Genomic DNA, 21,442 nt, shown 5'->3' on the forward strand with positions numbered 1-21,442 from the left:
GGCGTGAGACCGACCACGCCGTACCGCCCTCTGGACATCACGATCCCGTTCCCCGAACTGACCGCGTACGCCCGCACGGCGACCCTGCTGCGGCCGCGTCGGCGCACGCCGACGGTGACGGACAGCTCGGTGGGCGGGCTGCGCTGTGGCCGGCGGACGAGGCGCCTTCGTCTGCCCGGCGGACCCCTCCCACCCCCACCGGATGAGCAGCCGGTAGCACGCGGACGCACCGCGGCACCCCGGCCGCCCCGCGAGGCAGACGCGCCGCGGCGCCCTCCCAGTCGTCCGGTCGGGGACATTCGGGGGGCGCCGCGCTCAGTTCCGTACGTCGTTGTACGGGACGTCTTGGGGACGGGACGGTCAGACCGTCAGGGCTCGGTCCGTCGGGCGGATCGGGGCCGGGAGGTCGCTCGCGCCCGTCAGGAAGCGGTCGACTCCGCGGGCGGCCGAGCGGCCCTCGGCGATCGCCCAGACGATCAGCGACTGGCCGCGGCCGGCGTCACCGGCCACGAACACACCACCGACGTTGGTGGCGAAGTCCGCGTCACGGGCGATGTTACCCCGCTCATCGAGGTCTAGACCAAACTGACCGACCAGGCCGTTCTCGACGTCCGTACCGGTGAAGCCCATCGCGAGCGTGACCAGCTGCGCCGGGATCTTCCGCTCCGTGCCGGGCTTCTGCGTCAGCTTGCCCTCGACGAACTCGACCTCGACCAGGTGCAGGAACTGGACGTTGCCGTCCTCGTCGCCCTCGAAGTGGGTGGTGGAGACGGAGTAGACCCGCTCGCCGCCCTCCTCGTGCGCCGAGGTGACCTTGTACAGCATCGGGAACGTCGGCCACGGCTGGCCGGCCGCCCGCTCCTCGCCCGGACGCGGCATGATCTCCAGCTGCGTGACCGAGGCCGCGCCCTGACGGTGGGCGGTGCCCACGCAGTCCGCGCCCGTGTCGCCGCCGCCGATGACGACCACGTGCTTGCCCTCGGCCGTGATCGGCGGGGCCACGAAGTCACCCTCGACGACCTTGTTGGCGAGCGGCAGGTACTCCATCGCCTGGTGGATGCCGGACAGTTCCCGGCCCGGGACGGGCAGGTCACGGGCGGTCGTGGCGCCCGCGGCGATGACCACGGCGTCGTACCGCTTGCGCAGGTCCGTCGCCGTGATGTCGCGGCCGATCTCGACACCCGTACGGAACTTGGTGCCCTCCGCGCGCATCTGCTCGATGCGACGGTTGATGTGCCGCTTCTCCATCTTGAACTCGGGGATGCCGTACCGCAGCAGTCCGCCGATCCGGTCGGCGCGCTCGAAGACGGCGACCGTGTGGCCGGCCCGCGTCAGCTGCTGGGCGGCGGCGAGACCCGCCGGACCCGAGCCGATGACGGCGACGGTCTTGCCGGACAGACGCTCGGGCGCCTGCGGCTTGACGTCGTTGCTGTCCCACGCCTTGTCGATGATGGAGACTTCGACGTTCTTGATGGTGACGGCCGGCTGGTTGATGCCGAGCACACACGCCGCCTCGCACGGAGCCGGGCACAGACGGCCGGTGAACTCCGGGAAGTTGTTGGTGGCGTGCAGCCGCTCGGACGCCTGCGACCAGTCCTCGCGGTAGGCGTAGTCGTTCCACTCGGGGATCAGGTTCCCGAGCGGGCAGCCGTTGTGGCAGAACGGGATGCCGCAGTCCATGCAGCGGCCGGCCTGCTTGCTGATGATCGGCAGCAGGGAGCCGGGCACGTAGACCTCGTTGAAGTCCTTGACGCGCTCGCCCACCGGACGGGTCTTGGCGACTTCGCGCCCGGTGGTCAGGAAGCCCTTGGGGTCAGCCATTGGTCGCCGCCTCCATCATCTTCTCGGTGGTCTCGGCCTCGGAGAGACCGGCGAGCTCAGCGGCGTCCTTGGCGGCGAGCACAGCCTTGTACGTGGTCGGGATGATCTTGCTGAAGCGGTCCGCGTTCACGGCCCAGTCAGCGAGAAGCTTCTCCGCGACCGTCGAGCCGGTCTCCTCGTGGTGGCGGCGCACGACGTCGTGCAGCCACTGCTTGTCGGAGTCCGTCAGCGCCTCGACGGCGGACAGGTTGCCGGAGTTGACGTTGTCCCGGTCGAGGTCGACGACGTACGCGACGCCGCCCGACATGCCGGCCGCGAAGTTGCGGCCCGTCTCGCCGAGGACGACGGCCGTACCGCCGGTCATGTACTCGCAGCCGTGGTCGCCCACGCCCTCCGAGACGACCAGCGCGCCGGAGTTGCGGACGCAGAAGCGCTCACCGGTGCGGCCGCGCAGGAACAGCTCGCCGCCGGTCGCGCCGTAGGCGATGGTGTTGCCCGCGATGGTCGAGTACTCGGCCAGGTGGTCGGCGCCGCGGTCCGGGCGGACGACGACCCGGCCGCCGGAGAGGCCCTTGCCGACGTAGTCGTTGGCGTCGCCCTCCAGGCGGAGCGTGACACCGCTCGGGAGGAAGGCGCCGAAGGACTGGCCGGCGGAGCCGGTGAAGGTGATGTCGATGGTGTCGGCGGGCAGACCCGCGCCACCGAACCTCTTCGTCACCTCGTGGCCGAGCATGGTGCCGACCGTCCGGTTGATGTTGCGGATCGCGACCTGGGCGCGGACCGGCTGCGCCTCCTCGGCGGTCGCGGCGCCCAGCGCCTCGGCGGCGAGCTCGATCAGCTCGTTGTCGAGGGCCTTCTCCAGACCGTGGTCCTGCTCGATCAGGGCGTGGCGGACCGCGCCCTCGGGCAGCTCGGGCACGTGGAAGAGCGGGGCCAGGTCCAGGCCCTGCGCCTTCCAGTGCGTCACGGCGCGGCTGGTGTCGAGCAGCTCGGCGTGGCCGACGGCCTCTTCGAGGGTACGGAAGCCCAGCTCGGCGAGGATCTCGCGGACCTCCTCGGCGATGAACTCGAAGAAGTTGACGACGAACTCGGGCTTGCCGGAGAAGCGGTCGCGCAGGACCGGGTTCTGGGTGGCGATGCCGACCGGGCAGGTGTCCAGGTGGCAGACGCGCATCATGACGCAGCCGGAGACGACGAGCGGCGCGGTCGCGAAACCGAACTCCTCGGCGCCGAGCAGCGCGGCGATGACGACGTCACGGCCGGTCTTGAGCTGGCCGTCGGTCTGGACGACGATCCGGTCGCGCAGGCCGTTGAGCAGCAGCGTCTGCTGGGTCTCGGCGAGGCCGAGCTCCCAGGGACCGCCCGCGTGCTTCAGCGAGGTGAGCGGGGAGGCGCCCGTACCGCCGTCGTGGCCGGAGATGAGGACGACGTCCGCGTGCGCCTTGGAGACACCGGCGGCGACCGTGCCGACACCGACCTCCGACACCAGCTTCACGTGGATACGCGCGGCCGGGTTGGCGTTCTTGAGGTCGTGGATCAGCTGAGCCAGGTCCTCGATGGAGTAGATGTCGTGGTGCGGCGGCGGGGAGATCAGACCGACACCCGGGGTGGAGTGCCGGGTCTTGGCGACCCACGGGTAGACCTTGTGGCCGGGCAGCTGGCCGCCCTCGCCGGGCTTGGCGCCCTGGGCCATCTTGATCTGGATGTCGTCCGCGTTGACCAGGTACTCGCTCGTCACACCGAAGCGGCCGGAGGCGACCTGCTTGATGGAGGAGCGGCGCGCCGGGTCGTACAGGCGCTCCGGGTCCTCGCCGCCCTCACCGGTGTTGGACTTGCCGCCCAGCTGGTTCATGGCGATGGCGAGGGTCTCGTGCGCCTCGCGGGAGATGGAGCCGTACGACATGGCGCCGGTCGAGAACCGCTTGACGATCTCGGAGACCGACTCGACCTCGTCGATCGAGAGGGGCTCGCGGTCCGAGGTGAAGCCGAACAGGCCGCGGAGCGTCATCAGGCGCTCGGACTGCTCGTTCACCCGGTCCGTGTACTTCTTGAAGATGTCGTACCGCTTGTTGCGCGTGGCGTGCTGGAGACGGAAGACGGTCTCCGGGTCGAACAGGTGCGGCTCGCCTTCGCGGCGCCACTGGTACTCGCCGCCGATCTCCAGCGCGCGGTGCGCGGAGGGGACGCCGGAGGCGGGGTACGCCTTGGCGTGGCGGGCGGCGACCTCCTTGGCGACGACGTCGAGGCCGGCGCCGCCGATCTTGGTGGCCGTGCCGTTGAAGTACTTCTCGACGAAGGCGGTGTCGAGGCCGACGGCCTCGAAGACCTGGGCGCCGCGGTAGGAGGCGACGGTCGAGATGCCCATCTTGGACATGACCTTGAGGACGCCCTTGCCCAGGGCGTAGATCAGGTTCCGGATGGCCTGCTCGGGCTCCAGACCCTCGATGAACGTGCCGGCGCGGACCAGGTCCTCGACCGACTCCATCGCCAGGTACGGGTTGACGGCGGCGGCGCCGTAGCCGATGAGGAGGGCCACGTGGTGGACCTCGCGGACGTCGCCGGCCTCGACCAGCAGACCCACCTGCGTGCGCTGCTTGGTACGGATGAGGTGGTGGTGGACGGCCGCGGTGAGCAGCAGCGACGGGATCGGCGCGTGCTCGGCGTCGGAGTGCCGGTCGGAGAGGACGATCAGACGGGCGCCGCCCTCGATCGCCGCGTCGGCCTCGGCGCAGATCTCCTCGATGCGGGCGGCGAGCGTGTCGCCGCCGCCGGAGACCCGGTACAGGCCGGACAGGGTCGCGGCCTTCATGCCGGGCATGTCGCCGTCGGCGTTGATGTGGATGAGCTTGGCCAGCTCGTCGTTGTCGATCACCGGGAAGGGCAGGGTGACCGAGCGGCAGGAGGCAGCGGTCGGGTCGAGCAGGTTGCCCTGCGGGCCCAGCGACGAGTGCAGCGAGGTGACGAGCTCCTCGCGGATGGCGTCCAGCGGCGGGTTGGTGACCTGCGCGAAGAGCTGGGTGAAGTAGTCGAAGAGCAGCCGGGGGCGCTCGGACAGGGCCGCGATCGGGGAGTCCGTGCCCATGGAGCCGAGCGGCTCGCCGCCGGTGCGGGCCATCGGGGCGAGGATGACGCGGAGCTCTTCCTCGGTGTAGCCGAAGGTCTGCTGGCGGCGGGTGACCGAGGCGTGGGTGTGGACGATGTGCTCGCGCTCGGGGAGGTCCTCGAGCGTGATCTCGCCGGTCTCCAGCCATTCGGCGTACGGGTTCTCGGCGGCGAGGCCGGCCTTGATCTCGTCGTCCTCGATGATGCGGTGCTCGGCGGTGTCGACGAGGAACATCTTGCCCGGCTGGAGGCGGCCCTTGCGGACGACCTTGGCGGGGTCGATGTCGAGGACGCCGACCTCGGAGGAGAGGACGACGAGGCCCTCGTCGGTGACCCAGTAGCGGCCGGGACGCAGACCGTTGCGGTCGAGGACCGCGCCGACCTGGACGCCGTCGGTGAAGGTGACACAGGCCGGGCCGTCCCAGGGCTCCATCATCGTGGAGTGGTACTGGTAGAAGGCGCGCCGGGCCGGGTCCATGGAGTCGTGGTTCTCCCACGCCTCGGGGACCATCATCAGGACCGCGTGCGGCAGCGAACGCCCGCCGAGGTGGAGCAGCTCCAGGACCTCGTCGAAGGAGGCGGAGTCGGAGGCGTCCGGGGTACAGACCGGGAAGATGCGGTCGAGCTTGCCCTCGCCGAAGAGGTCGGAGGCGAGCTGGGACTCGCGGGCCACCATCCAGTTGCGGTTGCCCTTGACCGTGTTGATCTCGCCGTTGTGGGCGACGAAGCGGTACGGGTGGGCGAGCGGCCAGCTCGGGAAGGTGTTGGTGGAGAACCGGGAGTGGACCAGGGCCACGGCGCTGGCGCAGCGGCGGTCCGACAGGTCCGGGAAGAAGGGCTCGAGCTGGCCGGTGGTCAGCATGCCCTTGTAGACGATGGTGCGGGCGGAGAGCGACGGGAAGTACGTCCCGGCCTCGCGCTCGGCGCGCTTGCGCAGCACGAACGCCTTGCGGTCCAGCGCGATGCTCTCGCTGCTGCCGTCGGCGACGAAGAGCTGACGGAAGACCGGCATGGTGGAGCGGGCGGAGGCGCCGAGCAGCTCGGGAGCGACAGGGACCTCGCGCCAGCCGAGGACGTTCAGACCCTCCTCGGACGCGATCGTCTCGATCTGCGAGACGGCCTGTGCGGAGCCGTCGGCAGGGAGGAAGGCGATACCGACGGCGTAGGCGCCGGCGGCGGGCAGCTCGAACTCGGTGACCTCGCGCAGGAAGGCGTCCGGGACCTGGAACAGGATGCCGGCGCCGTCTCCGGAGTCGGGCTCGGAGCCGGTGGCGCCTCGGTGCTCGAGATTGCGCAGTACGGTCAGCGCCTGCTCGACCAGCGCATGGCTGGCTACACCGGTGAGGGTGGCCACGAACCCGACACCACAGGCGTCGTGTTCGTTACGGGGGTCGTACATCCCCTGCGGAGCGGGGCGACCGTCCATGGGCGACCAGGCGTCGGAACGCATCGGCTCTCCCGTCGTCGTCGTGGCATATGCAGCAGCCGAGGGACGACGTTGGCCCTCCGCGAAATTTCGTGCAGGTTACATGATGGCTGGCTTCTCGCGAAGCGGATAGCGCATTCCAACATGCGGACACCGCTGACACGGAGCGGTGGCGTTGGTTCACCTGTGTGACATGGGGACAGCGGGTGCCCCAGGGGGACGGATCGATGTTCCGGGGGTCTCCGGCGACCCGTCGCAGAGCGGGCCTCATTGCCCGCGGCGCTTACGCCTCATGCCCGGTGGTCATGGATTCGAAACCGCCGGGTAACGGCTAGGTATGTCGCGCTGTGCATAGTGTCTCATCGGAGCGGCCGTCCGCCCAGGGGATATACGTCACAGCCAGCATGCACGGAGAAGGCCCTCGCCGCAGGGCGAGAGCCTTCCGAGTGGGGCCACGAGGTCGGAGCGCGAGGCGGTCCGCCGCAGGGCGAGAGCCTTCCGGGTCCGGCTACGAGGTCAGAGCGCGAGGCCGTCCGCCGCAGGGCGAGAGCCTTCCGGGTCCGGCCACGAGGTCAGAGCGCGAGGCCGTCCGCCGCAGGGCGAGAGCCTTCCGGGTCCGGCCACGAGGTCAGAGCGCCGCTCCGAAGAGCATGCCGAGTCCGTACGTGACGGCCGCGGCCGCGCCGCCGAGCACGAGCTGGCGCAGCCCGCTGAACCACCAGCTGCGGGCCGTCACCCGGGCCACCAGCGCACCGCAGGCGAAGAGCCCGACGAGCGCGAGCAGCACGGCGGGCCACAGCGCGGTCGCACCGAGCAGATACGGCAGTACGGGAAGCAGCGCGCCGAGCGCGAACGAAGCGAACGAGGACACCGCGGCGATCGTCGGCGACGGGAGGTCGTCGGGGTCGATGCCCAGCTCCTCGCGGGCGTGGATCTCCAGCGCCTGCTCCGGGTCGCGGGAGAGCTGCATGGCGACCTCGCGGGCGAGCGCGGGCTCGACACCCCGGGAGACGTACAGCGCGGCGAGCTCCTCCATCTCGTCGATGGGGTGCTTGCGCAACTGACGGCGCTCGACGTCCAGTTCCGCCTGGACGAGTTCGCGCTGCGAGGCGACGGAGGTGTATTCGCCGGCCGCCATGGAGAAGGCGCCGGCCGCGAGCCCGGCGAGGCCGGTGATGACGATGGTCTGCTGCGAGACCGCGCCGCCCGCGACACCGGTCATCAGGGCGAGGTTGGAGACCAGTCCGTCCATCGCGCCGAAGACCGCGGGGCGCAGCCAGCCGCCGTTCACATCGCGGTGGGTGTGGTTGTCGCGGTGGGCCTCGTGCAGTGGTGCGTTGACTTCGATGATGGACATGCTTCTCCCCTGTTCTTCGGCGGGCCGGGTTGCACCCGCCGCCCCCAACACCTCGAAAATACGCGCGATGTAAGGGGCTCGCCAGCAAGGCAGGCCGTACTTACTAAGGCCCACCTCACCATTTCGCCTGCGCTCCTCGGTGCTGTCAGCCGGGTGACAGAGACGTTTCTGCGACGTCATCGCCTCCCCCACGTGGCACAGATTCAGGAACCGTGAAAGGGGTGCGAGATGGTGAGCCGGACGAGAACGACGGGATGCGATACGCGCGAGCGCGCCAGGGGTGCGCTGCTCGGCCTCGCGGTGGGCGACGCGCTCGGCGCACCCGCCGAGAACCTGCGCCCCTCGGAGATCCGCCGCCGCTGGGGCCGGATCGAGGGCTTCGTGACGGACAGTCCGGCCGGCACGGACGACACGGAGTACGCGATCTTCTCGGGCCTGTTGCTCGCCCGGCACGGCTCGGCGCTGACCGTCCGGCATGTGGAACGGGCCTGGCACCACTGGATCGCCGACCTCGACGAAGGGCCCTTCCGCGGCGCGGGGTTCAGTGAGCGGGGCACGCTGGAGAACCTCCGCCGCGGCCTGGCGGCCCCGATCTCGGCCCAGCACCGCCACGCGTGGTCGGACGGACTGGCCATGCGGGCCGCCCCGTTCGGCGTCTTCGCGGCGGGCCGGCCGGCGGAGGCCGCCCGGCTGGTGGCCATCGACGGCACCGTCAGCCACGACGGCGAGGGCATCTACGGCGGCCAGGCGGTCGCGGCGGGCGTCGCGGCGGCGATGGCCGGCGCGTCGGTGACCTCGGTCATCGCGGCGGCGCTCTCGGTCGTCCCGATGGACTCCTGGACGGCCCGCTCGATGCGCCGTGCGGTGGTCGCCGCACAGCGTCTCGAGCCGGACCCGCTGGCCCGCGAACGGACGGTCCGCTCGGCGGTCGTCATCGGCGGCTACCCCTGGACGGACCTGGCCCCCGAGGCGGTGGGCCTCGCCTTCGGCGCCTTCGCGGCGGCCCGCGGCGACTTCCGTACGGCGGTCCTGACCGCGGTCAACATGGGCCGCGACGCCGACACCACGGCAGCGGTCGCCGGCGCGCTGGCGGGCGCCGCCTCGGGCATCTCGGCGATCCCGGAGGAGTGGGCGACGGCGATCGCCCCGGTGACAGGGAGCTGCCTTCCCTCGATGCGCGGCTACCACGTCCTGGACATCGCGGACCTCCTGACAGCGGACGAGGAGGAGGCGGCATGACCGAAACCCACCACGCGTACGGCTCGGGCGCCGCTGCGCCGGCCGCCCTCGCCACCCCCGCCGCGGGCACCGCGGCGGGGGTGGCTGTGCGCGCGTCCGCCACCACGGCCGTGGGCACCGCCGACACCACCGCGGTGGGCGATCGCCCCGCCTCCTCCGCTGTGGACACGGTTGTCACCACCGCCGTGGGCGATCGTTCCGCCGGGCCGGGGGCACCTCCCGGAGGCAGCCCCGGGGGCGCGTGGGCACAGCCCACGAGACCGGGCACCCCCGACAAGGGCGGCGCCCACGAGGCCCGGTCGGCCCCCGGGGTCGCCGCCCGCGCCAGGATCGAGGGCCTCCTCCTCGGCCTCGCCGCAGGCGACGCCGCGGGCTGGCCCGCGGCCAGGCACCGCGCCGCCCGCATGCCCGAATGGACCCGCCGCCTCACCCGGGAGCTCGACACCTTCGCCGAACAGAACGCCACCACCACCCTCCCCGTCCCCATCGCCCTCAACCAGCCCCCCGAGCCCCTCCGCCTCGGCCCCTCCGACGACGCCGAGTGGGCGGTCTTCACCGCCGAGGCGGTCCTCGCCGCCAACGGCCCCCTCTTCACCACCCTCCCCCCGGAACGCCGCCTCCGCGCCGCCGTCGACCTCGCCTGGAACTCCCTCGCGAGCCAGGTCGCCGCCGCGGCCGACCGCGCCCCCGAGGTCGAGTCCGCCGTACTGCCCCTCCGCGCCCGGATCTCGGTCCGCGCCGGCCTCGGCAACCTCGCCACCGGTCTGCGCCCGCCCGCCACCGGCCACGACAACCCGCACTACTTCGACGACGCCGCCTGCGTCCGCGCCGCCGTGCTCGCCCTCGTCCACCCCGGAGATCCGTCCGCCGCCGCCGAACTCGCCGAGTTCGACGCCCGGTACACACAGGACGGCGACGGCGTCCACGGGGCTCGCGCGATGGCGGCGGCGATCGCCGCGGCCCTCGGCGGGGCGGCGGTGGACGAGACCGTGGAGGCGGCCCTCGCCCAACTCCCGCCCTCCACCGAGATCGGCCGCAACGCCCAGCAGGCCGTGAAGATGGCGCAGGACGCGACGAGCGCCTTCGCACTCGTCCCCCTCCTGGAGCACCAGATCGTCGACCACGTCTACAGCTACGGCATCGCCGCCGCCGAGACCGTCCCGGTCGCCCTCGCCCTCACCACCGCCGCCCGCGGCGAGGCGTCCGCGGCGATCCCCGCCGCCGCCTGCCTCTCACGTGTCGCGGACTCCGCCCCGGCGCTCGTGGGCGCGCTCACCGGCGCGCTCGGTGGAGCCGACTCGCTCCCCGCCACGTGGCGCGACGCCTGCCGCACGCTCGCCGGCTGCGCGCTCCCCCGTCTCGCCGGCACGGATCTCGTCGAACTCGCCGGGCTGCTGGGAGACACGGAACTGGCCACCCCGGGTGGACAATTCCGACATGACACCCACACTGGATGACCGGATCACCGGCAGTCTCCTCGGGGCCGCGGTCGGCGACGCCCTCGGCGGCCCCGTCGAGGGCTACACCCCCGAACAGATCCTGGAGCGCCACGGCGGCCGGGTCACCGGCATCGTCGGCCCCTGGACCGGCGACGCCTGGCGCACGGCGCGCCCCATCGCGCCGTACCACAAGGGCGACGGGCACGTCACCGACGACACCTTGATGACCCACGCCCTGATCAGGGTGTACGAGAAGGTCCGCGACCACCTCGACGCGTACGCCGTGGCGGAGCACCTCGTCCCCGATCTCCTCTCCACCCCGCGCTGGATCCCTGAGCTGGAGGCCGAAGCCCTCCCGCTCCAGCGGATCTTCCTCGCCGAGAAGTGGCTCGTGGCGCGGCTCCACTACGGCCATGTCGACCCGCGCGAGGCGGGCAGCGGAAACATCGTCAACTGCGGTGCGGCGATGTACATGGCGCCGGTCGGCCTGGTCAACGCGGCGAACCCGACGGGCGCGTACACGGAGGCGCTCGACGTCTCGGCGCCGCACCAGTCGTCGTACGGGCGGGAGGCGGCGGGCGTGTTCGCGGCCGCGGTGGCGGCGGCGTGCGTGCCGGGCGCGACCCCGGAGTCGGTGGTGACCACCGCTCTCTCCCTGGCGAAGGACGGCACCCGCGCGGCGATCGAGTCGGTCTGCGAAGTCGCCTCCCGGCACACGGACTTCGAGACCGCCCTGATCCCCCTCCGCAAGGCGGTGGCGCCGTTCGACACGGTGGGCCCGGACTACCGCGCGCCCTCACTGGGCGCGCGCCGCCCGTCGCGGCTCCACGCGATCGAGGAGCTCCCGATCGCACTGGGGATGCTGCTGGTCGGGGAGGGCGACTACCGGCGTACGGTCCTGGGCTCGGTCAACTACGGCCGCGACTGCGACTCGATCGCGACCATGGCGGGGGCGATCGTCGGTGCGCTCCGGGGAGAGTCCGCCGTCCCGTCCGACTGGTCGAAGCAGGTGGCGGAGGCGAGCCGGCTGGACCTGCACGCCCCGGCGCAGGCGCTGACGGCGGTCGCGCGCGAGGTCTTCGCCCGCGACACGGCCCGCCGCCGGGCACACGAGTCGGCGTACGCAACGCTGACGAGCACGGCCCGATGAACCTGCGCGTCACCTGGGTCCAACCGGAGGACCTCGTCGGCCACGAACTCCGCCAGGCCGCGGAGGACGGCCGCGACGCCTCCGCGATCGCCGCCCGCTGGCACGCGGCCGGCGGCCGGCCCGCCCCGTCGACGGCGGGCGCGTCCCCGACCCCGCGCCCGGACCTGCGCCCGCTGGCGGAACGCCTCCTGGACGAGCTGTCGACGCTCCCGAGCCCCCTGACCCCGCACGAACCCACTGCCCTCCCGGCCATCCGGGCATCGACGACCTCCCGCCCGGTGCCTCCCGCCCACGAAGCGCCGCCACCCCCGGGGGAGAACCCCCTACGCGACCGGCTCCACGCCTCCTGGCTCGGTCGGGCCGCCGGGTGTCTGCTCGGCAAACCCGTCGAGAAGCTCCCCCTCCCCGCCATCCGCGCCCTCGCCCGCGCCGCCGGCAACTGGCCCCTCACCGCCTGGTTCACCGAAGTCGGCGTCCCCCGCGACCTCCTCGCCGCCCACCCCTGGAACCGTCGGTCCGCCCCCACCTCCCTCGCCGAGAACATCGACGGGATGCCCGAGGACGACGACCTCAACTACCCCCTCCTCGACCTGCTCCTCCTCCAGCGCCACGGCCGCGACTTCACCACCGCCGACGTCGCCCGTCTCTGGCTCGACGAACTCCCCGCCGGCCGCACCTTCACGGCCGAGCGCGTCGCCTACCGCAACCTCCTCGACGGCGTCGAACCCCCGCTGACCGCCGCCCACCGCAACCCCTTCCGCGAGTGGATCGGCGCCCAGATCCGGGCCGACGTCCACGGCTGGACCCACCCCGGCGACCCGGTCGGCGCCGCCGCGCAGGCATACCGGGACGCGGCGCTCACCCACACCGCCAACGGGATCTACGGCGCGATGTTCGTCGCCGCGACGATCGCCACCGCCGCCACAGGCACGGCCGACGTCCACCGGGCCCTCGCCGACGGGCTGTCCGTCGTCCCGCCCCGCTCCCGGCTCGCCGCCGCCGTCCGTCTCGGCATCGAATCCGCTCGCACCACCCCTGACTTCGACGCCGTGGTGGACCGGCTCCACACCGCCCTCGGCGGGTATCACTGGGTCCATGCCGTCCCCAACGCCGCCGTCCTCGCCGCCGCGCTCACCCACGCCGACGGCGACTTCTCGCGCTCCATCTGCGCTGCGGTCTCCGGCGGCTGGGACACCGACTCCAACGGCGCCACCGCCGGTTCCGTCACCGGTCTGCTCGCCGGCCACCCCGACCGGCTGCCCGAGCGCTGGACCTCCCCCCTCAAGAACCGGCTGTCGACCTCGATCCCGTCCTTCGACGGCATCGGCTTCGACACCCTGGCCGAACTGACGTATCTGGAGGCAGTACGCCCATGACCAGCATCGTGGTGCTCGGCAGCACCAACATGGACCTCGTCGCCTTCGTGCCGAAGGCCCCCGCCCGCGGAGAGACCGTCACCGGCCGGGAGTTCCGTACGATCCCCGGCGGCAAGGGCGCCAACCAGGCCGTCGCCGCCGCCCGGGCCGGCGCCGACGTGTCGATGATCGGCGCGGTCGGTGCCGACGACTTCGGTGTACGGCTCCGGGCCGCGCTGGAGGGGTCCGGGGTCGACACCGATCTGTTGCGCACCGCCGAGGGCCCCTCCGGCACCGCGCACATCGTCGTCGACGACGAGGGCGGCAACGCGATCGTCGTCGTCCCCGGCGCCAACGGCACCGTCACCTCCCTCGACCACGGCGACGAGGCGCTGATCGCGACCGCCGACGCCCTGCTCCTCCAGCTCGAGCTCCCCCTCTCCGTCGTGACGGAGGGTGCCACCACAGCCCGTCGGCTCGGCGTCCGTACCGTCCTCACTCCCGCCCCCGCCCAGCCGCTGCCCCCCGAACTCCTGGCCGCCACCGATCTGTTGGTCCCCAACGAGCACGAGGCCGCCGCGCTCACCGGCATCGCGGATCCGCACGCGGCCGCCGCCGCGCTACTCACCCTCGTCCCCGAGGTGGTCATCACCCTGGGCGCGGCCGGCAGCCTGCACGCCGCCCGCGACAGCGAACCCTTCACCGTGCCCGCCCACCGGGTCCGGGCCGTGGACACGACCGCCGCCGGGGACACCTTCGTCGGCGCGCTCGCGGTCGCCCTCGGCGAGGGCCGCGCGGTGCGCGAGGCCCTGGCCTGGGCCTCGACCGCCGCCGCGCTCTCCGTCCAGCGCGAAGGCGCCTCGTCCTCGATGCCGTACCGCTCGGAGATCGATGCGGCGGACGGCTCTCTCACCGGCCAGGAGGTCGACGCCGTATGACCCGCTCCGCCACCCCTTCCCCTCTCCAGGGCCTGCGGGTCCTCGATCTCGCGACGCTCTTCGCCGGGCCTCTCGCGGCGATGATGCTCGGCGACTTCGGCGCGGACGTCATCAAGATCGAGCACCCCCGCAAGCCCGACCCCTCCCGTGGCCACGGCCCGGCCAAGGGCGGTGTCGGTCTGTGGTGGAAGGTCCTCGGCCGCAACAAGCGGACCATCACCCTCGATCTCTCCACCCCGGGCGGCCGCGACACCCTCCTCAAGCTGGCCGCCGACGCCGATGTGATCGTCGAGAACTTCCGCCCCGGCACGCTCGAACGCTGGGGTCTGGGCTGGGAGGAACTGTCCACCGTCAACCCGGAGTTGGTCCTGGCCCGGGTCACCGGCTTCGGCCAGTTCGGCCCGTACTCCCACCGCCCCGGCTTCGGCACCCTCGCCGAGGCGATGAGCGGCTTCGCCTCGATCACCGGCGAGCCGGACGGCCCGCCCACCCTTCCCCCCTTCGGTCTGGCCGACTCGATCGCCGCCCTGGCGACGGCGTACGCGGTGATGACCGCGCTCACCGCCAGGACCACGACCGGCCGCGGCCAGGTCGTCGACATGGCGATCATCGAACCGATGCTCGCCGTCATCGGACCCCACCCCCTCTGGTACGACCAGCTCGGCTACGTCCAGCCCCGCACCGGCAACCGCTCCCGCAACAACGCCCCGCGCAACACGTACCGCACCGCGGACGACTCCTGGGTCGCCGTCTCCACCTCCGCCCAGTCGATCGCCGAGCGAGTGATGCGGCTCGTCGGCCGCCCCGAGCTGATCGACGAGCCCTGGTTCGCCGACGGGGCGAGCCGGGCCGCCCACGCGGACGTCCTCGACGAGGCGGTCGGCTCCTGGATCGCCCGCCGCACCCGCGACGAGGCCATGGCCGCCTTCGAGAAGGCGGAGGCGGCGATCGCGCCCGTCTACGACATCCGGGACGTGATGGCCGATCCGCAGTACCGCGCGCTGGACACCGTCACCGAGGTCCCGGACCCCGAGCTGGGCCCGATCCGTATGCAGAACGTCCTCTTCCGGCTCTCCGAGACGCCCGGCGGGATCCGCTGGGCCGGCCGGCCGCACGGCGCGGACACGGCCGAGGTCCTCGCCGAGCTCGGTCTCTCCCCGGCCGAGATCGGCGCCCTGCGAAGCGAAGGAGCCGTATGAGCGGTACGCCCTTCCCCCTCACCTGGCTGTACGCCCCCGGAGACCGTCCCGCCGTCGTCCAGAAGGCCCTGGTCTCGGGCGCGGACGTGGTGATCGTCGATCTGGAGGACGCGGTGGCGCCGGAGCGCAAGGCGTACGCCCTGGCCGCCACCGTCGACCTGCTGACGGACCCGCACCCCGTCCCGGTCCATGTCCGCATCCACGCACCACACGACATCCCCCCTCTGGCGCCCCTCCCCGGGCTCAGCGGCTTCCGTGTTCCCAAGGTGACACACGCCACCGACATCCACCGGATCGCCGGAGCGGTCCCCGGTATCCCGCTGTTCCCGCTCCTGGAGAACGCCCTGGCGCTCGAGCACGCCTATGCCATCGCGTCGGCCGACCCCGCCGTCCACGGCATCGCCCTCGGGGAGGCGGATCTCCGCGCCGATCTGGGCGTGCGGGACGAATGCGGACTGGACTGGCCGCGCAGCCGTCTCGTGGTCGCCGCCCGCGCAGCGGCCCTCCCGCCCCCGGCCCAGTCGGTCCACCCCGACATCCGCGACCTGGACAGCCTGGCGGCGAGCTGTGCGCGGGGCCGTGCCCTGGGCTTCCTGGGCCGGGCGGCGATCCACCCCCGCCAGCTCCCGGTCATCGAGCAGGCGTATCTCCCGAACCCCGACGAGGTCGCCGCGGCCGAGGAGGTCGTCAAGGCCGCGCAGACGACGGAGGGTGCCCTCGCTCTCCCGGACGGCCGCTTCATCGACGCGGCGGTCGTGGAGGGCGCCCGTCGCATCCTGACCCTGGCGGCGAGGGCCTGAGGGTCGGGTACGGCACGACACGGGGCCGCCCCGGACCTCTCGGTCCGGGGCGGCCCCTGCATGCGTTGCCCGACGGGTCGGTCAGCCCTTGCCCGCGCCGTTGCCGGCCGGCTCGTCGGTCGACTCCTCGCTGAGCGTCCCCGGCGCGTCCTCGGGCTCCTCCACGGAGGCATCGGCCTCGGAGGCCTCGCCGTCCTCGTCGGTCGCGCCCTTGTCGACCGCGGGCTTGTCCCGATCCGGCTCCACGATCTCCTCCCGTCCCGGGCGGACCCGCGACGAGATCACGATGTAGGCGACGGCCAGGACGAAGACGACGATCGCCGTCCAGACGTTCAGCCGCAGGCCGAGGACGTGGTGCGCCTCGTCGACCCGCATGTACTCGATCCACGCCCGGCCCGTGCAGTACGCGGCGACGTACAGCGCGAAGGCCCGCCCGTGGCCCATCTTGAAGCGGCGGTCCGCCCAGATGACCAGGAGCGCGACACCGATGCACCACAGCGACTCGTACAGGAAGGTCGGGTGGTAGATCCCTTCCTCGCGGTTCGCGCCGGCGGAGATCTCCAGCCCCCACGGCACGGTGGTCGGCTTGCCGTACAGCTCCTGGTTGAACCAGTTGCCCCAGCGGCCGATGGCCTGGGCGAAGGCGATACCGGGCGCGATGGCGTCCGCGTACGCCGGCAGCGGGATGCCGCGCCGGCGGCAGCCGATCCAGGCACCCACCGCGCCGAGCGCGATGGCGCCCCAGATACCGAGGCCGCCCTCCCAGATCTTGAAGGCGTCGACCCAGTTCTCACCCTCGCTGAAGTACAGCTGGTAGTCGGTGATCACGTGGTAGAGCCGACCACCGACGAGGCCGAAGGGCACCGCCCAGACGGCGATGTCGGCCACGGTGCCGGCTTTGCCGCCCCGGGCGATCCAGCGCTTGTTGCCGTACCAGACGGCGACGAAGACACCGATGATGATGCAGAAGGCATAGCCGCGCAGCGGAACCGGTCCGAGGTTCAGGACTCCGGTCGACGGGCTGGGAATGTAGGCAAGGTCCATGGCAGAACCGACGCTACCTTGCCGGGCGGGTGACGCGGCAGCCCACCCGACAACGTCTGCGTAACTAAGGCACCGACGGAGGAACGCCGGGGGGGCGTCAGCTCGTGGGCGAGGCCGTGCCCGGCGCCTTGCCCTTGTTCGCCTCGGCGACCCACTTCTTCAGGTTCTCCGGGGAGATCTGCTCGCCCCCCTTGTTCGGGAAGATCGATTCTCCGTTGAGCAGCACGGAGGGCGTGCCCCGGAAGTCGCTGCTGCGGAACGCGTCGTTCGACTTCCCCACCCAGCTGTCGTGCGTGCCGTCCTCGACACAGCTGCGGAAGGCCGGCGTGTCGAGCCCCGGCACCTTCGCCGCGAGCTCGATCAGCTTCTCGTTCCTGCCGAAGGCGTCGTCGGTCTCCTGCGGCTGGTTGATGTACAGCACGTCGTGGTACGCGGTGAACTTTCCCGCGTCCTGGGCGCACGCGGCGGCGTTCGCCGCGCGCAGGGAGCCGCTGCCGCCCATGTTCCCGTCGATGAGGGTGGCGAGGTGGTACTCCGTCTTGAGCGCGCCGGAGGCCTCGAGCTCGTGGATGGTGTCCCGGAAGGCGTTCTCGAAGGACGCGCAGGCCGGGCAGCGGAAGTCCTCCCAGATCGCCAGGGTCGACGGGGCGTCCGTCTTCCCGGTCGGGATGGCCGGCTTGTCACCCTCGGTCGCGCCGGTCGGGGCGACGACCGGGCCCGCCTTGTCCGAGCCGCTGTCCTCGTCCCCGCTGTTGGCGGCGATCACTCCCACGACCGCGGCCAGGCCGAGGACGCCGACGACCGCGGCCGACACGATCAGGACGCGCCGCTGCTTCTCCCGGGCCTTCTCTCGCTCGCGCTGCTGCTGGAGGCGCTCCCGCGCGCTCCCTTTCCCGTCACTGTTCTTCTGGCTCACGCCCTCAGCAACGAACCGGGGAGGCGCGTACGCGCCTCCCCGGTCACAGATCCACCCATTCGGGTTACGAAACGCGGCGCACGCCCTCGGCGAGTTCGCCCGCCAGTTCCCTTACGGCGGCGAGTCCTGCCGCCTCGTCGTCGGCGTCCAGCATCCGCTTGACGAACGCGGAGCCGACGATGACGCCGTCGGCGAAGGTCGCGACCTCCTTGGCCTGCTCGGCGTTGGAGACGCCGAGTCCGACGCAGACCGGGAGGCCGGAGGTGGCGCGGGTGCGGCGGACGAGATCGGCGGCCTCGGCACCGACCGACTCGCGGGTGCCGGTGACGCCCATCAGGGAGGCGGCGTAGACGAAGCCGGAGCCGGCGGCCGTGATGGTGGCGAGCCGCTCGTCCTTGCTGCTCGGCGCGACGACGAAGACGGTGGCGAGACCGTGCTTCTCCGCGTGCTCGCGCCAGACCGCGGACTCCTGGACCGGCAGGTCGGGCAGGATGCAGCCCGCGCCGCCGGCCGCGGCCAGCTCCTCGGTGAACCGCTCGATGCCGTAGCGGTCGATCGGGTTCCAGTACGTCATGACCAGGACCGGCTTGCCGGTGGCGGCGAAGGCCTCGCGGACCGTGCGCATGACGTCGGCGATCCGGACGCCGCCGCGCAGGGCGATGTCGTCGGCCGTCTGGATGACGGGGCCGTCCAGGACCGGGTCGCTGTGCGGGAGCCCGACCTCGACGATGTCGGCGCCGCCGTCGAAGACGGCCTTGATCGCCTCGATGCCGCCGTCCACGGTCGGGAATCCGGCCGGGAGGTAGGCGACGAGAGCGGCGCGGTTGTCGGCCTTGGCCTTGGCCAGGGTGTCGCTGAGGAGCTGGATGTTGCCGCTCACTTGGTGTCCCTCCGGATCTCGCCCGCGCCGTCCTCGGCGGCGGCGTCGGCCTCGACGGGGGCCGCGACGGTGTCGTACAGCCCGAAGTAGCGGGCGGCCGTGTCCATGTCCTTGTCGCCGCGCCCGGAGAGGTTGACGACGAGCAGCCCCTCGGGGCCCAGCTCCTTGCCCACCTCCAGCGCGCCCGCGAGGGCGTGCGCCGACTCGATGGCCGGGATGATGCCCTCGGTACGGGAGAGCAGCCGCAGGGCCTGCATGGCCGCGTCGTCGGTGACGGCGCGGTACTCGCCGCGGCCGGTGTCCTTGAGGTACGCGTGCTCCGGGCCGATGCCCGGGTAGTCCAGGCCGGCCGAGATGGAGTACGGCTCGGTGATCTGGCCCTCGTCGTCCTGGAGGACGTACGACCGCGAGCCGTGCAGGATGCCGGGCTCGCCGGCGGTCAGGGTGGCCGCGTGCTCGCCGGTCTCGACGCCGTGCCCGGCCGGCTCGCAGCCGATGAGGCGGACGTCGGTGTCGGGGAGGAAGGCGTGGAAGAGGCCGATGGCGTTGGATCCGCCGCCGACACAGGCGATCGCCGCGTCGGGCAGGCGTCCGGCGCGCTCCAGGATCTGGCGGCGGGCCTCGACGCCGATGACGCGGTGGAAGTCGCGGACCATGGCGGGGAAGGGGTGCGGTCCTGCGACGGTTCCGAAGAGGTAGTGCGTCCGGTCGACGTTGGCGACCCAGTCGCGGAACGCCTCGTTGATGGCGTCCTTGAGGGTGCGACTGCCGGACTTCACCGGGACGACCTCGGCGCCGAGCATGCGCATCCGGGCGACGTTCAGCGCCTGGCGCTGGGTGTCGATCTCGCCCATGTAGATGGTGCACTCGAGCCCGAAGAGGGCGCAGGCGGTGGCGGTGGCGACACCGTGCTGGCCGGCGCCGGTCTCGGCGATGACCCGGGTCTTGCCCATGCGCTTGGTGAGCAGGGCCTGACCGAGGACGTTGTTGATCTTGTGCGAGCCGGTGTGGTTGAGGTCCTCGCGCTTGAGGAAGACCCGGGCGCCGCCGGCGTGCTCGGCGAACCGGGGGACCTCGGTGAGGGCGCTCGGGCGGCCGGTGTAGTTGACCATGAGGTCGTTGAGCTCGCGGGCGAACTCGGGGTCGGTCTTGGCCTTGTCGTACTCGACGGCGACCTCGTCCACGGCGGCGACGAGGGCCTCCGGGATGAACTTGCCTCCGTAGGCACCGAAGTAACCCTCGGTGGTGGGGACCTGACCCTCGGGGTCCGGAATGAAGAACTCGCTGGACATGCGGTTGCTCCTCGCGGGGCGGGATGCCCCGGTCACGTGCTGATGGTGGTCACGGTATGCGCGCGACTCGCTCACGTACGGCAACGCCGTCGCCGGCCCTTCCGTTGTGGGCAACTGTTCCGCCGGGGCGGAACGGGTGGGCACAACGGACGGCGCCCTTGCCGGGCCCAGGCTCCCGGTGCGTACGGGCGCGGCGCCCTCGTGGTGGCGGGGCACAGGGAGCGGACGCGCCCGCAAGGGCGCCGTCCCGTGTGCCCACCCTCCCCCAGAGCTGCCTCTGGGCGGTGCCCCCAGCCCAGCGGGACGATTGCCCACACGGGGCCCGGGCCGGGGCCGTCAGGCGGCGGCGGTCGTCGTGAAGGTGCGCGCAGGGCGCCGGCGCCATCGCATGCCGTTGACCTGGCCGGGCTCGCTGCCGATCACGTACCGGACGCGACGGCCGTGGACGCGCCGGGCGGGTGCCCGGCAGCCGCGCGGCCGGCAGCCCCGGGCCAGCGGGGCGTGCGCGGGAGCCGCGGCGGTACGGAGCCGGGTGCGCATCGCACGTCCGGCGGCCGGGTCGGTGACCGTCACCGCGGCCACACCGACGGCGCCCCGGGCGGCATGGCCCGGGACGGTCGACGTGGCGCGGCGCGGAGTCACGGCGGGGTCAGCTCCGACCGTGACGGAGGGCGGGGTGGGCACCGGCGGCGACGAGGTCGGCGACGGCGGCCTTCGGGTCGCGGCCGGTCACGAGGGACTCGCCGACCAGGACCGCGTCGGCGCCCGCGTTGGCGTAAGCGATGAGGTCGTGCGGCCCGCGGACGCCGGATTCGGCGACCTTGACGATGCCGGCCGGGATCTCCGGGGCGACCCGCTCGAAGGTCGTGCGGTCCACCTTGAGGGTCTTCAGGTTCCGGGCGTTGACGCCGATGATCCGGGCGCCGGCGTCGACCGCGCGCTCGACCTCGTCCTCGTCGTGGACCTCGACCAGCGGCGTGAGGCCGATGGACTCGGCGCGCTCGATGAGGGAGACCAGGGCCTCCTGCTCGAGGGCGGCGACGATCAGGAGCGCGAGGTCGGCGCCGTAGGCACGGGCCTCCCACAGCTGGTACGCCGTGACGATGAAGTCCTTGCGGAGGACCGGGATGTCGACCCGGGCCCGGACGGCCTCCAGGTCGGCCAGCGAACCGCCGAAGCGGCGCTCCTCCGTGAGCACGGAGATGACGGCGGCGCCGCCCGCCTCGTAGTCGGCGGCGAGGCCGGCCGGATCGGCGATGGCGGCGAGTGCGCCCTTGGACGGGCTGGAGCGCTTGACCTCGCAGATCACCGTGACGCCCTCGCCGCGCAGTGCGGCGACGCCGTCCTTGGCCTGCGGCGCCTTGGCGGCGCGCTCCTTGAGCTCGTCGAGGGAGACCCGCGCCTGCCGCTCTGCGAGGTCGGCGCGCACGCCTTCGATGATCTCGTCGAGCACACTCACGCGAGAGGCCCCCTTCCGGGACGGT

The 21,442-nt window shown here is 72.5% G+C and carries 16 protein-coding genes; 7 read left to right on the forward strand and 9 right to left on the reverse strand.

Annotation, left to right across the window (positions count from 1 at the left end; translation table 11 throughout):
• Window positions 1-360: 360 nt before the first annotated feature.
• The 3 genes from ACZ561_RS28960 to ACZ561_RS28970 all read right to left on the reverse strand — a co-directional run bounded on the left by ACZ561_RS28960 (window position 361) and on the right by ACZ561_RS28970 (window position 7,706).
• Entirely contained in the window at window positions 361-1,821 is a 1,461-nt protein-coding gene (locus ACZ561_RS28960) for a glutamate synthase subunit beta (protein WP_471000279.1), read from the reverse strand.
• Entirely contained in the window at window positions 1,814-6,373 is a 4,560-nt protein-coding gene (gene gltB, locus ACZ561_RS28965) for a glutamate synthase large subunit (protein WP_471000282.1), read from the reverse strand. Before gltB ends, ACZ561_RS28960 begins: the two co-directional genes overlap by 8 nt.
• A 604-nt stretch (window positions 6,374-6,977) precedes the next feature.
• Complete coding sequence (locus ACZ561_RS28970) at window positions 6,978-7,706, reverse strand: VIT1/CCC1 transporter family protein (RefSeq protein ID WP_471000285.1); 729 nt, start codon at window positions 7,704-7,706, stop codon at window positions 6,978-6,980.
• 228 nt (window positions 7,707-7,934) lie between these two features.
• Between ACZ561_RS28970 and ACZ561_RS28975 the strand changes: the two genes are divergently transcribed.
• The 7 genes from ACZ561_RS28975 to ACZ561_RS29005 are packed head-to-tail and all read left to right on the forward strand — an operon-like array spanning window position 7,935 to window position 15,826.
• A complete protein-coding gene (locus tag ACZ561_RS28975; protein ID WP_471000288.1) occupies window positions 7,935-8,945 on the forward strand; it encodes an ADP-ribosylglycohydrolase family protein in 1,011 nt (336 codons plus the stop codon).
• Entirely contained in the window at window positions 8,942-10,402 is a 1,461-nt protein-coding gene (locus ACZ561_RS28980) for an ADP-ribosylglycohydrolase family protein (protein ID WP_471000291.1), read from the forward strand. Before ACZ561_RS28975 ends, ACZ561_RS28980 begins: the two co-directional genes overlap by 4 nt.
• Complete coding sequence (locus ACZ561_RS28985; protein ID WP_471000294.1) at window positions 10,383-11,534, forward strand: ADP-ribosylglycohydrolase family protein; 1,152 nt, start codon at window positions 10,383-10,385, stop codon at window positions 11,532-11,534. The genes ACZ561_RS28980 and ACZ561_RS28985 overlap by 20 nt, the downstream gene beginning before the upstream one ends.
• Window positions 11,531-12,910 carry an ADP-ribosylglycohydrolase family protein gene (locus ACZ561_RS28990; RefSeq protein ID WP_471000297.1) on the forward strand — a complete coding sequence of 460 codons (1,380 nt, stop codon included), beginning with the start codon at window positions 11,531-11,533 and terminating at the stop codon, window positions 12,908-12,910. Before ACZ561_RS28985 ends, ACZ561_RS28990 begins: the two co-directional genes overlap by 4 nt.
• A complete protein-coding gene (rbsK, locus tag ACZ561_RS28995; protein ID WP_471000300.1) occupies window positions 12,907-13,827 on the forward strand; it encodes a ribokinase in 921 nt (306 codons plus the stop codon). Before ACZ561_RS28990 ends, rbsK begins: the two co-directional genes overlap by 4 nt.
• Window positions 13,824-15,026, forward strand: a complete 1,203-nt coding sequence (locus ACZ561_RS29000; protein ID WP_471000303.1) for a CaiB/BaiF CoA transferase family protein — start codon at window positions 13,824-13,826, stop codon at window positions 15,024-15,026. The genes rbsK and ACZ561_RS29000 overlap by 4 nt, the downstream gene beginning before the upstream one ends.
• Window positions 15,023-15,826, forward strand: a complete 804-nt coding sequence (locus ACZ561_RS29005; protein WP_376441824.1) for an HpcH/HpaI aldolase/citrate lyase family protein — start codon at window positions 15,023-15,025, stop codon at window positions 15,824-15,826. Before ACZ561_RS29000 ends, ACZ561_RS29005 begins: the two co-directional genes overlap by 4 nt.
• Window positions 15,827-15,907: 81 nt before the next feature.
• Here ACZ561_RS29005 and lgt read toward each other — a convergent pair whose 3' ends face one another.
• The 6 genes from lgt to trpC all read right to left on the reverse strand — a co-directional run bounded on the left by lgt (window position 15,908) and on the right by trpC (window position 21,417).
• Window positions 15,908-16,870 (reverse strand): prolipoprotein diacylglyceryl transferase, encoded by a 963-nt coding sequence (gene lgt / locus ACZ561_RS29010; RefSeq protein ID WP_471000307.1) that lies wholly within the window; start codon window positions 16,868-16,870, stop codon window positions 15,908-15,910.
• 97 nt (window positions 16,871-16,967) lie between these two features.
• Window positions 16,968-17,786 (reverse strand): DsbA family protein, encoded by an 819-nt coding sequence (locus ACZ561_RS29015; protein ID WP_471000310.1) that lies wholly within the window; start codon window positions 17,784-17,786, stop codon window positions 16,968-16,970.
• A 64-nt stretch (window positions 17,787-17,850) separates the two neighbouring features.
• Window positions 17,851-18,666 carry a tryptophan synthase subunit alpha gene (trpA, locus tag ACZ561_RS29020; RefSeq protein WP_471000313.1) on the reverse strand — a complete coding sequence of 272 codons (816 nt, stop codon included), beginning with the start codon at window positions 18,664-18,666 and terminating at the stop codon, window positions 17,851-17,853.
• Window positions 18,663-19,958, reverse strand: coding sequence for a tryptophan synthase subunit beta (gene trpB, locus ACZ561_RS29025; protein WP_471000316.1), 1,296 nt, complete (start codon window positions 19,956-19,958; stop codon window positions 18,663-18,665). The genes trpA and trpB overlap by 4 nt, the downstream gene beginning before the upstream one ends.
• Window positions 19,959-20,294: 336 nt before the next feature.
• A complete protein-coding gene (gene trpM / locus ACZ561_RS29030; protein ID WP_329125725.1) occupies window positions 20,295-20,498 on the reverse strand; it encodes a tryptophan biosynthesis modulator TrpM in 204 nt (67 codons plus the stop codon).
• A gap of 109 nt (window positions 20,499-20,607) precedes the next feature.
• A complete protein-coding gene (trpC, locus tag ACZ561_RS29035; protein ID WP_376446451.1) occupies window positions 20,608-21,417 on the reverse strand; it encodes an indole-3-glycerol phosphate synthase TrpC in 810 nt (269 codons plus the stop codon).
• Between the last annotated feature and the right edge of the window lie 25 nt (window positions 21,418-21,442).

It is taken from the genome of Streptomyces sp. NPDC039609 (assembly GCF_055596705.1).

What these genes read in the sequence shown, in the direction of transcription:
- ACZ561_RS28960 (WP_471000279.1), bottom strand. Translation starts at nt 1,821, where the DNA reads ATGGCTGACCCCAAGGGCTTCCTGACCACCGGGCGCGAAGTCGCCAAG.
- gltB (WP_471000282.1), bottom strand. Translation starts at nt 6,373, where the DNA reads ATGCGTTCCGACGCCTGGTCGCCCATGGACGGTCGCCCCGCTCCGCAG.
- ACZ561_RS28970 (WP_471000285.1), bottom strand. Translation starts at nt 7,706, where the DNA reads ATGTCCATCATCGAAGTCAACGCACCACTGCACGAGGCCCACCGCGAC.
- ACZ561_RS28975 (WP_471000288.1), top strand. Translation starts at nt 7,935, where the DNA reads ATGGTGAGCCGGACGAGAACGACGGGATGCGATACGCGCGAGCGCGCC.
- ACZ561_RS28980 (WP_471000291.1), top strand. Translation starts at nt 8,942, where the DNA reads ATGACCGAAACCCACCACGCGTACGGCTCGGGCGCCGCTGCGCCGGCC.
- ACZ561_RS28985 (WP_471000294.1), top strand. Translation starts at nt 10,383, where the DNA reads ATGACACCCACACTGGATGACCGGATCACCGGCAGTCTCCTCGGGGCC.
- ACZ561_RS28990 (WP_471000297.1), top strand. Translation starts at nt 11,531, where the DNA reads ATGAACCTGCGCGTCACCTGGGTCCAACCGGAGGACCTCGTCGGCCAC.
- rbsK (WP_471000300.1), top strand. Translation starts at nt 12,907, where the DNA reads ATGACCAGCATCGTGGTGCTCGGCAGCACCAACATGGACCTCGTCGCC.
- ACZ561_RS29000 (WP_471000303.1), top strand. Translation starts at nt 13,824, where the DNA reads ATGACCCGCTCCGCCACCCCTTCCCCTCTCCAGGGCCTGCGGGTCCTC.
- ACZ561_RS29005 (WP_376441824.1), top strand. Translation starts at nt 15,023, where the DNA reads ATGAGCGGTACGCCCTTCCCCCTCACCTGGCTGTACGCCCCCGGAGAC.
- lgt (WP_471000307.1), bottom strand. Translation starts at nt 16,870, where the DNA reads ATGGACCTTGCCTACATTCCCAGCCCGTCGACCGGAGTCCTGAACCTC.
- trpB (WP_471000316.1), bottom strand. Translation starts at nt 19,958, where the DNA reads ATGTCCAGCGAGTTCTTCATTCCGGACCCCGAGGGTCAGGTCCCCACC.
- trpM (WP_329125725.1), bottom strand. Translation starts at nt 20,498, where the DNA reads ATGCGCACCCGGCTCCGTACCGCCGCGGCTCCCGCGCACGCCCCGCTG.